The following is a 13321-nucleotide window of genomic DNA, read 5'->3' on the forward strand; positions in this document are numbered from 1 at the left end:
ATAATTTGGGTCTCTTTATTTTTGGAGAATTATCGTGTACATTTTAACAAATCGTTTGTTGTTTTAGATTCAATAGTAAATTTTTTAATTAATCGTTTTACTAATAATAAGAGAACTTATTATTAGTTGCTTTTGGAACATATTGCATTGTAAGAAAAACTTAATAATCAACATTGAGGGCATCCATTGGGTGCTCTTTTTATTTACCAAAAAGGGGTGAGAGGATGCCAGAAGGAGGCAACTCGTCTATGTTTGAAACAGTTAAAGTACATGGAGAAGAGATAGAGCAATTAAAGAAAGATAGAGAATATTTATTGAAGGGTCAAAACGCTCTGTTCGAATGGAAAAAGGAAATGGAAAAATGGCGTCGTGAATCCGACGCAAATTATCATGACCTAAAGACGACCATTCTTACAGAAAACAAAGAAACGCGTTCTTTCTTTCAGTCAATTATGGATAAACAATGGGATTTGATAAAATCCTCAACTGGTATGCAACAGGAACTAAGAAAAGCTGACATCGACATGCAGCAGGAACAAAGGAAGGCAGACATAGAAATTAAAAAAGTTGATACTGAGATCAAACGGGATAATTGGGCAAAAGCTTGGGATTTCATGAAAACAATATTTGCAGCTGGTGGTATCATCTACCTGATACTTGAAGCAAATATTTCAAATAAGAGGAGGAACTTATGATGACGGCAGTGTTATTATTTGCAACAGTAATTGTACCAATTGTTTTAGGAGTGGTGGAATTAATTAAAAGATCAACCTCGGAAACACTAAATAAAAATTTCATTCCACTCATCGCATTTGCGGTGGGTATTTTTATTGGATTCGTAGGGTCAGATAATGATAAAAAATACACACTTGATAGTTTAGATGGAGATTTTGGCAAGTTTTTATTACTTGAGGATGAATTAGTGCAGTTATTGATTCCTAAAAATTTAATCAATCTTCATTTGGATGAAGGAGATATTGTTGAGATTATAAAGATCAATGAAACCTACAAAATTACACTTCTGCAAGGCGAAACAGATGATGCTACTGAAAAAGTAAGTAGTTTACTAGAAAAATTAAGAAATAATAAATAGTATTTTATAGCGATTTTCTCTTAATTGAGTTTGTCGCTTTTTTATTTGTCCAAAAATTACTAGTTATAAATTAGAATAAATGTTCTTGTGGTAAAAAAAGATGAAAGGTGGTTTCTATTTGTATTTATAAAACCTGTTTAACAAGTTGCACAAGAATACTTTTGGTTGCACAAGAAAGTCACAAAAATCCTGAAAGAGTACGCAAATTGAGAAAACAGGGTATTAGCTAATGCTGGGAAAATGTTGTTATAATAGGATATGTGAAACTAATTGAAAGAAGGCGAAATCATGAATGCATACGATGAGTATATGAAAGGTATTGTAGGACCAATGAGAAGTGAATTAACGGGGGCAGGATTTAAAGAGCTTACTACACCTGAGGATGTACAAGAGCATATGTCTACAGCAAGTGGAGTTTCTTTAATCGTGATCAATTCCGTGTGTGGTTGTGCTGCTGGACTCGCTAGACCTGCAGTTGTTCATGCATTAAATGAGTTAGAAGTTAAGCCTGAAAACTTAGTTACTGTATTTGCTGGACAAGATCAAGAGGCTACTGCAACAATGCGAGGTTATTTTGAGGAGGTACCACCAAGTTCACCTTCTATTGCTATTTGGAAAGATGATAAGTTAGCTTACTTCATTCCACGTGAACAAATTGAAAGTAACTCGATGGAGACTATTAAAGATCATTTATCTGGTGTCCTTTCACAAGTTGTTTCTTCATGAACACCGTAATTACGACAGCTGGAAGAACGAATGAAGCGTATATTTTAAAAGCAAAAGGGATTGCCAAAGAGTTAAATTTACCTTTTATTCACCGGCATAAGAAATCAGTTTCTACTTTACAACAAGAGCAAAATGCTAATGTGCTTGTGGTGAACAAAGAGAGATTGGAACTGTATTCTTACGGTTTCACTTCTCCTTTTTTCTTTCACCCCAATTCTGCAGCTTTTCGATTGAAGAGACTCATGAATGGTGAGCAAGATTCATTTTTGGAAGCAACGCGTATAGAGCGAGGTGACCACTTTTTAGATATGACAGCTGGTCTGTGCTCCGATAGCATTATTGCTGCTTATGCGGTAGGTGATGAAGGGGTTGTGCATGCATGTGAGAAGGAGCCCCTTATAGCATATGTGGTCGATGTAGGGCTAAAAAATTATGAATCGAATAATGAAACATTAGAAACTAGTATGCGGAGAATACATATAATTCATCAAGATGCAGTGGAATATACAAAAACGGTACCATCCAATTCCTTTGATGTTGTTTATCTAGACCCAATGTTTGAAGAAGTTATTGAAGAGTCTTCCAATTTTCAAACTTTAAGAGCAGCTGGTATTCACGATGCTTTAAACGTTGAGTGGATAGAAGAGGCTAAGAGAGTTGCAAGAAAGAGAGTTGTATTAAAAGCGCATTTCCGTTCTACGGTGTTTGAACAATTCGGGTTTAAAAGAGAAATAAGATTATCCTCTAAATTTCATTATGGAGTGATAAATTTATAATCTGGTCATATAAATAGAAAAGAGAGTCATGACGTTAGTCACGACTCTCGATATAACTTCCAATCAATCAGTAAAGCAAAGTGATGTTAAATATGCTAATAAAAATAAAAATCCGATACCAATAACTAATCCTAAATCCATCGTGATTTTCCTCCTTTGATAAAAAAAAGCTGTATGGAATGTTTACACATTTTATTGTACAATGAATAGTAAGAAGATGAAACCTTTAGTTCTTTAAAACGTTTAATAGAATGTAGAGTTTTACTAAAATTGCCCAATATAGAAGGTGAATAGGATGAAAAAGTGGTTCCAAAAGTCAATAATCATAACTGTTGCATTGCTAACATTTGGTCTAATATCTCCTAGTCATTTTATATGGGAGCAAATATTAGATACTAAGAGTCCTCCAAGGGCAATTTCTTCTGATTTAAGTGATTATGAACAAGTTACAATAACGGAAGAAGCTCCGACCTATGAACATATGGCAGTTGCTGCCAGAGAACAAGCATACATAAAGTTTGGTAATCGAATAGGACCAGTCATTCAAAATGAATTTGACGACGTTATTTTCCCTAAAATGCAAGAGGTTATTGATATGACAATTGCAAAAGCTTCCAGTCAGGAAGTAACACGTTTGTCTATTTCTGAGAAGCCATCTGGAGATTATCACGAAAAGATTTTCAATATTTATAATGAAACTACAAGAAAAGACTTGATCCGTTTTCATGTAAGAACGGACAAAAAACCATTAGAAGGATATTATTTCAATTTCCATTACCACTTGGCCGAAGATAAATATTCTAAACATTATGTGCTAGGTGACATATATTGGTCAAAAAACACACCACCAAAATGGTTATCCTAGAAAAGACAAAACACTCATGTGAAAAATGAGTGTTTTTTTGTTTGGATAGTGTATATAGAAATATACCCCCTCATTCTTCGTATTCATCAAATGGATTAAGTAAATAATTCTGCCCATAATAGTTAGAAGCAGCTATTCCATCTTTCTGAAAAGCCCTCAATTCCTCAATCCTCATTCCGGTTAATATTAAAATACAAATACGGGTAAAATGAGAAATTTTATACTTAGCCACAAGCGTACCTTCAGTTAAGCTTTCTTTCAGCAGCTGATTAAATAATTGCTTTTGATTGTAGTGACGGCCTTGACTTTATGATTACCAATAGAAATTAGAATATACTTTTATGACGCTCTGGAGGTACTTTCGGACAATCTCAAATGCAAAGAAGATAAAGTTCCCGTTTTTAAATTCCAGTCTACAAATGTGTAAGGTATGTAGAGAATCTAGTCCAAAGTTGAAGAAAAAATAATACAATAAAGGAAGTTTTATGCTGGTTATTTAAAAATCTAATTTTATTTGTCTAATTTTTGGGGGGCGAAGGTATAAAAACTACCATGGAGTAAAAAGTAATCAAATCTCCGTAAAATATTTAGATTGGAATGATGAGGTGTCATGACAAAGAGATATAGTATTATAATCACTTTATTTTTAGTTGGAATAACTTTCTATCTTGGTTCTAATTTAAGGGCCTCAGCAGTTAAAGACCGATATCATTACGAAAATACTGGAGAGATAGTGTGGGAGATTAACACGAAAGAAAAGGTCGTGGCTCTTACATTTGACGACGGACCACATCCAAAATACACAGCAAAGATACTGGAAATTTTAGAGAAACATAATGCAAAGGCTACATTTTTTGTTGTTGGTGAACTTGCTGAAAAAAATCCAGATTTAATTTTACGCCAATACAACGAAGGTCATGAGATTGCAAATCATACGTATACTCATCATCCAAAAACAACGCTCTCTAAATTAGAATTAGAGTTAAAACAAACGGATGACTTAATTTTTAGTATAACGGGTTATCGTCCAGAGCTGTTCCGTCCAGTAGAAGGGCAATACACCGATCAAATGATTCAAAGTGTTGTAAAAAAAGGGTACCAAGTGGTGATGTGGTCTTGGCATCAAGATACCGAGGATTGGAAAAGTCCTGGAGTGCATCGTATAGAAAAAAAAGTATTAAATAATGTAGAGCCAGGGAATATCATTTTATTTCATGATGGTGGGGGAAATCGAAGTCAAACAGTTAAAGCTTTAGAAAAAATTATTGAGGAGCTCAAAAAACAAGATTATGTCTTTGTTACGGTGTCAGAACTCATAAAGATAAAAAATAAACCAGAAAAATAGGTTTTTAAGAAGCTGTACCTTTAATGTACTAACGGTAATACTAGAGTCTAGAATGTTTAACGTGCGACCTGCCCATCCGTCTATCTTTTCAACGAGCAATTATTTAATAGAACAAAAAAGGTGAATATTACTCCAAATGCACCCCAAAACAATGCTATAATATACTAAAGTTATAAGTAATACAAATTCGAAACCTAATAAACGTTGATTTATCTAGGGCTAGTATTAAAATATTATACATTGCTAAATGGATTGGGTTTTGGTCAAAAAACACACCACCAAAATGGCTCTCATAGTGAGAGCTTTTTTGTATGAAAACGGAAAGAGGGATATGACATGGAGCAATACCTTACTTTGTGTAAACATATTATGAATAGTGGAGTTACAAAAGGAGATCGGACCGGAACTGGTACAAAAAGCGTTTTCGGATATCAAATGCGCTTTGATCTGTCAGAAGGATTTCCGCTTCTTACAACAAAAAAGACGGCATTTCGTTTAGTAGTCAGCGAGCTACTATGGTTTTTAAAAGGTGATACAAATGTCAAAACACTTATACAAGCTAATAATCATATTTGGGATGAATGGGCGTTTGAAAAATGGGTAAACAGTGAAGAATATACGGGACCTGACATGACAAATTTTGGTGTTCGGGCAGCAAAGGATCCGGAATTTAAAAATGTTGTGCAACAGCAAATGGATCTATTCTGCGAAAAGATATTATCGGAAGATGCATTTGCAGAAGAATTTGGTGACTTAGGCCCAGTCTATGGCCGTCAATGGAGATCTTGGCCGACGAAGGATGGTCAAACGATTGACCAATTGCGTAATGTTATAGAGCAGATTAAAGTAAATCCAGACTCTAGAAGACATATAATTACTGCATGGAACCCGGCAGAGGTAGATGAAATGGCTTTACCACCATGTCACGCCTTTATGCAATTTTATGTTGCAAATGGCAAGTTATCTTGTCAGCTCTATCAGCGTAGTGCTGATGTATTTTTAGGAGTTCCCTTTAATATTGCCTCATATGCTTTATTAACACATTTAATAGCTAAAGAATGCCATTTAGAAGTTGGAGAATTTGTACATACTTTAGGAGACGCTCATTTGTATGTAAATCATATGGAACAGGTGACAACTCAATTGGAAAGAGAGCCGCGTGCATTGCCACAACTTCTATTGAACGACCAAAAAGAGTCTATTTTTGATTTTGAAATAGAAGATATTGCATTAGAGGGTTATGATCCGCATCCGCGAATTAAGGCACCAATTGCCGTATAAAATTAGAGGAGGAAACAAATGATTTCACTAATTGTTGCACATGATCCTAATCGTGTAATTGGATTTGAAAACAAAATGCCTTGGTATATTCCAGGTGATCTTGCTTACTTTAAAAAAACAACGATGGACAAAGCCATTGTAATGGGAAGAAATACATTTGAATCCATCGGGCGAGTGCTACCAGGACGGAAAAATATTATCGTCTCGAGAAATCCCGATTATAAAATTGAGGGTGCTGAGGTAGTGACAGACCTAGTTGAGGCAATTGAAATAGCCTCAGCTCATCATGAAGAAGTAATGGTAATTGGGGGTGAACAAATTTTTCGAGCTGTTTTACCTAAAGCAGATAGACTTTATATAACTTTTATCCAACAAAGTTTTGAAGGAGATACTTATTTCCCGCCATATGGTGATGACTGGGTGTTAGTTGAAACAACGGAAGATATGAAAACGCCAGATGGTATTACTTATGCTTATTTGGTTTATGAACGAAAGGTTAGTGAATAATTTGTTTTCGAGTCTAAGAACTTTTGGATTTTTGTTTGGATATTTACCAGTTTCTTTATCTAAATTAATAACTATTAAAAAGCAAAAGAATATCATTACTACTGAGCAATATGATCGACTTGTTCATCGTGTGCCTCAATTATGGTCAAGTGGAATTCTACAAAGAACGAAAAGTACTTTCAGATTTCAAGGGGAAGAAAATCTTCCAAGTGGACCTGTGTTGTTCATTTCCAACCATGAAGGGAATTTCGATATTCCAAGTTTACTAGCGTATATTCCCAAACCTTTCGGATTCATATCGAAAATAGAAGTAAAAAAACTTCCCATTATCTCGCAGTGGATGGAAGAAATGAATTGTGTATTTTTAGATAGGTCCAATCGAAAAAGTTCCTATCAGTCAATTGAGGATACTGTGAACATTTTAAAAAAGGGGCACTCTATTTTAATCTTCCCAGAAGGTACAAGAAGCAAGGGAGGAGAAGTAGGGGATTTTAAATCAGGATTTGTACGAATTGCAAAAATGGCCAATGTTCCAATTGTTCCAATAGCCATATATGGCACTTCAAACATTATGGAAAAAAATAATAATAAAATTTGTCCTGCTAACGTTCAAATAAGCGTGTTACCCACATACACTGTAGAGAATATTGCCCACAATGAACCGAACAAAATTATAGAGGATTTACATACAATCATTGCTAAAGAAATCGATTTTATGAGTTCAGCTATCAAATAGTTTACAGAACACCAGTATTCTTCTTATAATAGTAATAAGTAGGAAGGGAAGGGATAGCATATGCCGAAAGTTCATATAGTAACTGATTCTACAGCGGATTTAACATCAGCCCTGATAGAACAATATAATATACATGTAGTACCTTTGACTATTCATATTGATGGTGAATCATATATCGACGGAGTAGATATAAACCCAGAGGAATTTTTAGAAAAAATGGCGACATCTAAAGAACTGCCAAAATCATCGCAGCCATCATCAGGAGTGTTTAAAGAATTATACGACGAGCTAGGTAAAAATGGTGATCAAATTATCTCTATACATATGACTGGTGGCATGAGTGGAACTGTCAAATCAGCACAAGCAGCTGCTGAAATGTCAACTGCAGATGTTACTGTAATCGATTCGAAATTTATATCGTTTGCATTACTATTTCAAGTGGAAGAAGCAGCTAGAATGGCTTCCAATGGCGAGACAAAAGAAGCAATCATTCAAAAAGTGGAAGATATTCGTAGCAAGTCTGATTTATTTGTAGTCGTAGATACTTTGGATAACCTTGTTAAAGGTGGACGAATTGGAAAAGGAAAGGCAATGCTCGGTTCATTGCTTTCTATTAAACCAATTGCAAGCTTAGCGGGTGGTGAGTATACACCGATTGCAAAAGTAAGAAGCCATAAACAAGTTGTTAATTACTTATTTGACCGGTATATAGCTGATACAAAAGGGAAAGTGGTCAAAGCAGTAGGTATTTCGCATGCAAATGGGTTTTCTATGGCGACTCCTTTGATGAATTTAATAAAGGAGTCAGGTTTTTTAGACATCCAAGTTTCGTTTACCTCTCCCGTTATTAGTACGCATACAGGACCAGGAGCAATTGGATTTATGTATATGACTGAATAGGTAAAAGGCAGAGGGCAGGGAAGCGTATTTTTCCCTGCTTTTGTTTTACCAAAAGGGGTTTCTGCAAATGAGATATTTAATAATTATTATAAGCGTTATCTTTCTAGTAGGATGTAATTCCAATGATATGGTGGAGGTTAGCTTTTCGGAAAAACAGGATGTGCTTTTTGAAGATTATGTTATTCCTTTTCAGTTCTTCCCGAGAACGATAGAAGTCGTTGGGCTTGGAGATTCTTTAACACAAGGAGTTGGAGATGAGTTAAAGAGGGAAGGATACTTTGGAAGGCTCCAGCAACATTTTTCACAATATAATGGAATAGAAGCTGTAGATTTAACCAATACTGCAAAAAGAGGGCGCAGAAGTGATCAACTATTAAAAATGTTAAAAGCTGGAGATATTGATCATCATATCCGGAAAGCTCATTTAATTACTTTAACTATTGGTGGAAATGACATCATGAAAGTAATAAAAAAAGATTTATTTAATTTGAAAGTAGAGGCTTTTGAAAAGGAATTAAATAAATTCGAAAAGAATTATGAACAGATTCTTGATGAGATTAGGGAGATTAATAGTACTGCCCCAATTATCATCATGGGTTTATATAATCCTATTACGATTGTTACAGATGAGAAATCTGAATTTGATTTAATTTTAAATAATTGGAACGAAGCTATAGAAGAGATGGCTGAAGATGATATGAATGCTTGTTTTATACCAATTGATCATCTTTTCGTAACAAATACAAATTTGGTTTATCATACAGACTTTTTCCATCCCAATAGCAAGGGATATCAGCTTGTTATAGATGAAATAGTTAGCTCAATGCAAGATTGTGGTTTAATAGATGAGGATAACAGGGAATTGTTGTTTTAGGGAGTTGATGGATTGAATAAGTGGAAAATCGCGTTTTTTTTATTAGTACTACTTTTGATCGGCAGTATTGGAACTGTTGTTTATTGGATAACAGCTCCTGTTGAGTCTGTATGGATAGAGGAAACAAACACACCAGCAGAAGGAAATGTGTTAACTGTAAACGCTACGAAAGAGGATTTTCAAGCTATTGCCAATACTTATCTTAAAAAGGCGATGGGAGATAAGCCTCTTCCCCTTCAAATATCAGTGGATGATCAAATTGTTTTGTCATCAGAGTTCACTGCTTTTTCTATTAACTTGCCGGTAAGAATGTTTTTTGAACCATATGTAGAAGAGAATGGAAATATTCGTTTAGAGCAATCTTCCGTCGAAATTGGACGATTAAGTTTGGATCCTGAAACCATTTTAAAGCTTCTGAGAGATTCGATTGAGCTTCCAAAATGGATGGTGGTAGATCCAGAAAAAGAAGAAGTCCTCATTCAATTATCTGATATTCCCATGGACTCTGGAGTTGGAGTTCGAGCAAAAGAGTTGAATTTAGCAGAGGATATCATTACGCTTGAGATTGTAATACCGAAAGAATAGGAGGCAAAACAATGGAAAAAGCAACTTTTGCGGGCGGCTGTTTTTGGTGTATGGTGAAGCCTTTTGATTCGTACGATGGAATTGAAAAAGTAGTCTCAGGATACACGGGTGGACATGTACCTAATCCGACCTACGAACAAGTTTGTTCAAATGCAACTGGACATTATGAAGCAGTACAAATCACTTTTGACCCAGCTATTTTTTCATATGATCGTTTATTAGAAATTTTTTGGCTGAATATAGATCCAACTGATGACAATGGTCAATTTTTTGACAGAGGATCATCTTATCAAACTGCTATTTTTTATCATACAGAAGAGCAAAAAGAAAAAGCGATTGCTTCTAAGGATGCTTTGGATGCTTCAGGAAAATTTAAAGCTAAAATTGCAGTGAAAATACTACCTGCCGCGGAGTTTTACCCTGCAGAGGAGTATCATCAAGATTATTATAAGAAAAACCCTGCACACTATAATGGCTATTTTACGGGATCAGGGAGAGCGGCATTTGTGGAAAGTATAAAGGAGGGGCTATAAATGAAAGAGAATTTAACAGAAATGCAATTTTATGTAACCCAACAAAATGGTACGGAGCCTCCATTTCAAGGTGAGTATGATCAGCATTTTGATGAAGGCATATATGTAGACATAGTATCTGGCAAGCCTCTTTTCCATTCAAAAGATAAATATGATGCAGGTTGTGGTTGGCCAAGCTTTACTCGACCAATTGAAGAACATGAGGTTTTAGAGAAGTTTGATGATACCCATGGCATGAGAAGAGTAGAAGTGCGAAGTAAAACTGCGGACTCTCATCTTGGACATGTGTTCCCGGATGGTCCTAAGGAAGAAACTGGGCTACGCTACTGTATCAATTCTGCAGCACTACGATTTGTACCAAAAGAAAAATTAGCTGAAGAAGGCTATGAAGAGTATAGTAGATTATTTTAATAAATGAATAACTAAAAAGGAAGTGGGGAATCCACTTCCTTTTTTTTAGGTAAAGTAACAAGTTTTCGCGTGTATATTGGGTTCCCGTTAATCAACCAATAATACCGCTATGATCTCCGTTTCAGTTAGTTAACGGAACGGAAGACTAAGAGCATTATCTTTCGGTTTGTACTACCTAAAGTAGTGAAATTGCATTTTCGAAAGCTTCCTCAATGAATAAGAAAGTATTTTTTCTCTTGTTATTCGAAATGGACTTACCTGTTTCGAGGAGTTGTAGAAGGGTGACCGGACAGGCAAACGCCATAAAATTACCAAAAAAAAGAGATGCTGGTTCGTTGTGACGTCCGTCACAATCAAACTAGCATCTCTAAAAATTTTCTTTCAGTAATCATTAGCAACCGTCTGTCTAAAGCCTTCGAGAACGATTGAATTAGTTTTTACATTAAAGGATCGTCTGGTCTTTTGGGGGTAATGAAATTATAGTTTGAATTCATTTACTACTTTACTTAATTCATCTGCTTGGTGCGATAATTCCACAGCAGATGCATTAATTTCTTGCATTGCAGCAGATCCTTGTTCAGCAGCAGCAGCGGACGTTTCCGTGTTGGATGCTGTATTTTCGGCAATTTGCGTTACTTCTATAAAAGATGCAGCAACTTCTTGACTAAAGTTTAGTGTTTCTTCGATTTGTTTTACCATCTTATCGATGATGGAAATAGTTTCATTTGTTTGATTCATAATTTGGTCTAGTGAAGTATTCGTTTCGTTTGCAACTTCAACGCCGCGAATTACACTTTCGACACCTTCTTTATTTTGCTTAACAATAGAAGTAACTTCAGTTTGTATAGAAGTTACAATGCCAGTAACTTCTTTTGCAGCCTTCTGGGATTGCTCCGCTAACTTTCTAACCTCATCTGCAACAACGGCAAATCCTCTGCCATGTTCTCCTGCACGAGCAGCTTCAATTGCAGCATTTAATGCTAGAAGATTTGTTTGTTCTGCAATAGCTGTTATCGTTTTTATAATGGATGTAATTTCGTGAGATTTGATACCAAGTGATTCTACAGTTTGAGTCGTATTAGCCATTGTTTCTTCGATACTCATCATCACGTTGGATGAATGCTGTACAGATTCTCCACCTTTTTGAGCAGCTTCAATCATGTGATCGGTAGCTTGTTTAACTGATTGCGCATCATTGTTTAAGTACCTTGTTGCTTCTTCTAATGAATTCATCTTTTGAATTGCTTCCGTCATACTTCTTAATGTTTGATCACTACCGACAGCAATTTCGTTGGTAGAATCAGCAATAGATTGTATCGTTAAGGCGGTTTCGTCTGAGGAAGCCATTAATTCTTGACCACTAGCCGAGACGTTTACGGTAAGCTCTCTCACTCTTCTTACAAGGTCTGCTATGGATGATATTAATACATTCGTACTCATAGCTATCTCGGAAAATTCATCTTTTGATCTAACTTTTACTCGTCTAGTTAAATCTCCACCAGCTTGAGCAATATCTAATATAGAGCGGTTTATAGCATTAGTACTCCGCTTAATAGAATAGAAAAGGAAAATACCAAATGACAAAGTAAGTATGACAGAAAAAACAGTAAGTGCTATGAATAATATAAGTGATGTATTATTTTCTTTTTTTAACAAAGCAATTTGCTCAATGTTTTTCTTCTCCAGAATTTCATTCATTGCAGCGATATGTACATCCACATAATTCATCGCAGTTTTACCATTTCCTGTATTGACTAACTTTTGTGCTGCCTCTATACCTTGTTCATCACGAATTTTGATTACTCGTTCTGAGTATCCTAAGTATGTTGTGAAAAATTGATCAATTGATTGTAATTTTTGTGATTCTTCTGGACGATTTTTATATGTTTCTGTTAATTGTTTAATATGTGTAATAGTTGAGTCTTTATATTTTTTATAGCTTGCCATATAATTTTGCTTACCGGTAATAATATAACTTTGTTCTGCATTGGCAAGTTGAGCTATTTCGGTAGCAATCTGATTGACCATCATCTGCTCTTTTATATCCACATTTGTAAATTTCTCTAGAGCTTGTTGAGCAGAGAACATTTTGGTAGAGGTCAGTACAAGCATTAATATTAAAATAATGATAAGAACGGTGAATATTATTAATACTCGCCCTCGTATGGATTGTAAGAAACTCCCTTTGGATGTATCATTATTATCTAATTTATTATCCTTTTTCTTTAATCTTTTAAAAAGAGATAAAGGATTTTCCCGTTTAGCTTTTTCTTTACTCGTTCGATTTCTCTTTATAGAGGGGAATTTCAAGGATTTCAAATTCCTGGTAGTATTACTTCTCAATCAGACCAATCCTTTCAATATGTCAAACTATTATCATTTTTAAGTTTACTTGTTTTAGTTTGAATTATCTACATTTTTTTATTTTTTTATAAGTCTTCAGGACTAAAGGAGGGAAATTTTATGAGACAATCGTTTTATTTATTTGCATTAAAGTATCGTGGGGGTCAAAAGGATGATGAAAAGGCAGTATTTGCTAATAGTATGTTTAATCACCACGATTTTCCAAAAGCAGAAACTTCTTTCGATAAAGTTTCGTTGTATATTGAAGAGCTAGCAGATCCGAATATGCCTGCAACTGTATTTGATGAAATATGGGAGTATTATATAGAGGATTCTAAGTAGCAAG

17 protein-coding genes are annotated in these 13321 nt (G+C 35.0%); 15 read left to right on the top strand and 2 right to left on the bottom strand.

Going from position 1 to position 13321, the window contains the following annotated elements; genetic code table 11:
- Window positions 1-248: 248 nt before the first annotated feature.
- The 5 genes from MHI47_RS08665 to MHI47_RS08685 all read left to right on the top strand — a co-directional run bounded on the left by MHI47_RS08665 (window position 249) and on the right by MHI47_RS08685 (window position 3460).
- Window positions 249-695, top strand: coding sequence for a hypothetical protein (locus MHI47_RS08665; protein WP_340830468.1), 447 nt, complete (start codon window positions 249-251; stop codon window positions 693-695).
- Window positions 692-1093 (top strand): hypothetical protein, encoded by a 402-nt coding sequence (locus MHI47_RS08670; RefSeq protein WP_340830470.1) that lies wholly within the window; start codon window positions 692-694, stop codon window positions 1091-1093. The genes MHI47_RS08665 and MHI47_RS08670 overlap by 4 nt, the downstream gene beginning before the upstream one ends.
- 288 nt (window positions 1094-1381) lie before the next feature.
- Window positions 1382-1819: a BrxA/BrxB family bacilliredoxin gene (locus MHI47_RS08675; protein ID WP_340762215.1), complete on the top strand. Its 438-nt coding sequence runs from the start codon at window positions 1382-1384 to the stop codon at window positions 1817-1819.
- Complete coding sequence (locus MHI47_RS08680) at window positions 1816-2595, top strand: class I SAM-dependent methyltransferase (RefSeq protein ID WP_340830472.1); 780 nt, start codon at window positions 1816-1818, stop codon at window positions 2593-2595. The genes MHI47_RS08675 and MHI47_RS08680 overlap by 4 nt, the downstream gene beginning before the upstream one ends.
- A gap of 295 nt (window positions 2596-2890) precedes the next feature.
- A complete protein-coding gene (locus MHI47_RS08685) occupies window positions 2891-3460 on the top strand; it encodes a YpjP family protein (protein ID WP_340769089.1) in 570 nt (189 codons plus the stop codon).
- 70 nt (window positions 3461-3530) lie between these two features.
- Here the strand turns inward: MHI47_RS08685 and MHI47_RS08690 are convergent, their stop codons facing one another.
- The gene (locus MHI47_RS08690) at window positions 3531-3692 is read right to left on the bottom strand and encodes a hypothetical protein (protein ID WP_340769090.1); all 162 of its coding nucleotides are present in this window, start codon (window positions 3690-3692) and stop codon (window positions 3531-3533) included.
- Window positions 3693-4070: 378 nt separating this feature from the next.
- Between MHI47_RS08690 and MHI47_RS08695 the strand changes: the two genes are divergently transcribed.
- The 9 genes from MHI47_RS08695 to msrB all read left to right on the top strand — a co-directional run bounded on the left by MHI47_RS08695 (window position 4071) and on the right by msrB (window position 10632).
- Window positions 4071-4805 (top strand): polysaccharide deacetylase family protein, encoded by a 735-nt coding sequence (locus MHI47_RS08695; RefSeq protein ID WP_340830474.1) that lies wholly within the window; start codon window positions 4071-4073, stop codon window positions 4803-4805.
- A gap of 336 nt (window positions 4806-5141) precedes the next feature.
- A complete protein-coding gene (locus tag MHI47_RS08700; protein ID WP_340769092.1) occupies window positions 5142-6086 on the top strand; it encodes a thymidylate synthase in 945 nt (314 codons plus the stop codon).
- Between the two features lie 18 nt (window positions 6087-6104).
- Window positions 6105-6593: a dihydrofolate reductase gene (locus MHI47_RS08705; protein ID WP_340762221.1), complete on the top strand. Its 489-nt coding sequence runs from the start codon at window positions 6105-6107 to the stop codon at window positions 6591-6593.
- On the top strand, window positions 6556-7329 hold the full coding sequence (locus MHI47_RS08710) for a lysophospholipid acyltransferase family protein (RefSeq protein WP_340830476.1): 774 nt from the start codon (window positions 6556-6558) through the stop codon (window positions 7327-7329). The genes MHI47_RS08705 and MHI47_RS08710 overlap by 38 nt, the downstream gene beginning before the upstream one ends.
- 60 nt (window positions 7330-7389) lie before the next feature.
- Entirely contained in the window at window positions 7390-8229 is an 840-nt protein-coding gene (locus MHI47_RS08715; RefSeq protein WP_093534389.1) for a DegV family protein, read from the top strand.
- A 67-nt stretch (window positions 8230-8296) separates the two neighbouring features.
- Entirely contained in the window at window positions 8297-9103 is an 807-nt protein-coding gene (locus tag MHI47_RS08720; protein ID WP_245762612.1) for a GDSL-type esterase/lipase family protein, read from the top strand.
- 12 nt (window positions 9104-9115) lie between these two features.
- Window positions 9116-9688 carry a YpmS family protein gene (locus MHI47_RS08725; RefSeq protein ID WP_093534387.1) on the top strand — a complete coding sequence of 191 codons (573 nt, stop codon included), beginning with the start codon at window positions 9116-9118 and terminating at the stop codon, window positions 9686-9688.
- Window positions 9689-9699: 11 nt separating this feature from the next.
- Window positions 9700-10221, top strand: a complete 522-nt coding sequence (msrA, locus tag MHI47_RS08730) for a peptide-methionine (S)-S-oxide reductase MsrA (protein ID WP_340830480.1) — start codon at window positions 9700-9702, stop codon at window positions 10219-10221.
- The gene (gene msrB, locus MHI47_RS08735; protein ID WP_245762610.1) at window positions 10222-10632 is read left to right on the top strand and encodes a peptide-methionine (R)-S-oxide reductase MsrB; all 411 of its coding nucleotides are present in this window, start codon (window positions 10222-10224) and stop codon (window positions 10630-10632) included.
- 477 nt (window positions 10633-11109) lie between these two features.
- On the opposite strand, the gene MHI47_RS08740 is transcribed toward msrB, so the two are convergent.
- A complete protein-coding gene (locus tag MHI47_RS08740; protein WP_245762609.1) occupies window positions 11110-12951 on the bottom strand; it encodes a methyl-accepting chemotaxis protein in 1842 nt (613 codons plus the stop codon).
- Between the two features lie 144 nt (window positions 12952-13095).
- Between MHI47_RS08740 and MHI47_RS08745 the strand changes: the two genes are divergently transcribed.
- On the top strand, window positions 13096-13317 hold the full coding sequence (locus tag MHI47_RS08745) for a YozE family protein (RefSeq protein WP_093534385.1): 222 nt from the start codon (window positions 13096-13098) through the stop codon (window positions 13315-13317).
- Window positions 13318-13321: the final 4 nt, after the last annotated feature.

Source organism: Psychrobacillus sp. FSL H8-0487, from assembly GCF_038008385.1.
Classification (GTDB): domain Bacteria; phylum Bacillota; class Bacilli; order Bacillales_A; family Planococcaceae; genus Psychrobacillus; species Psychrobacillus psychrotolerans.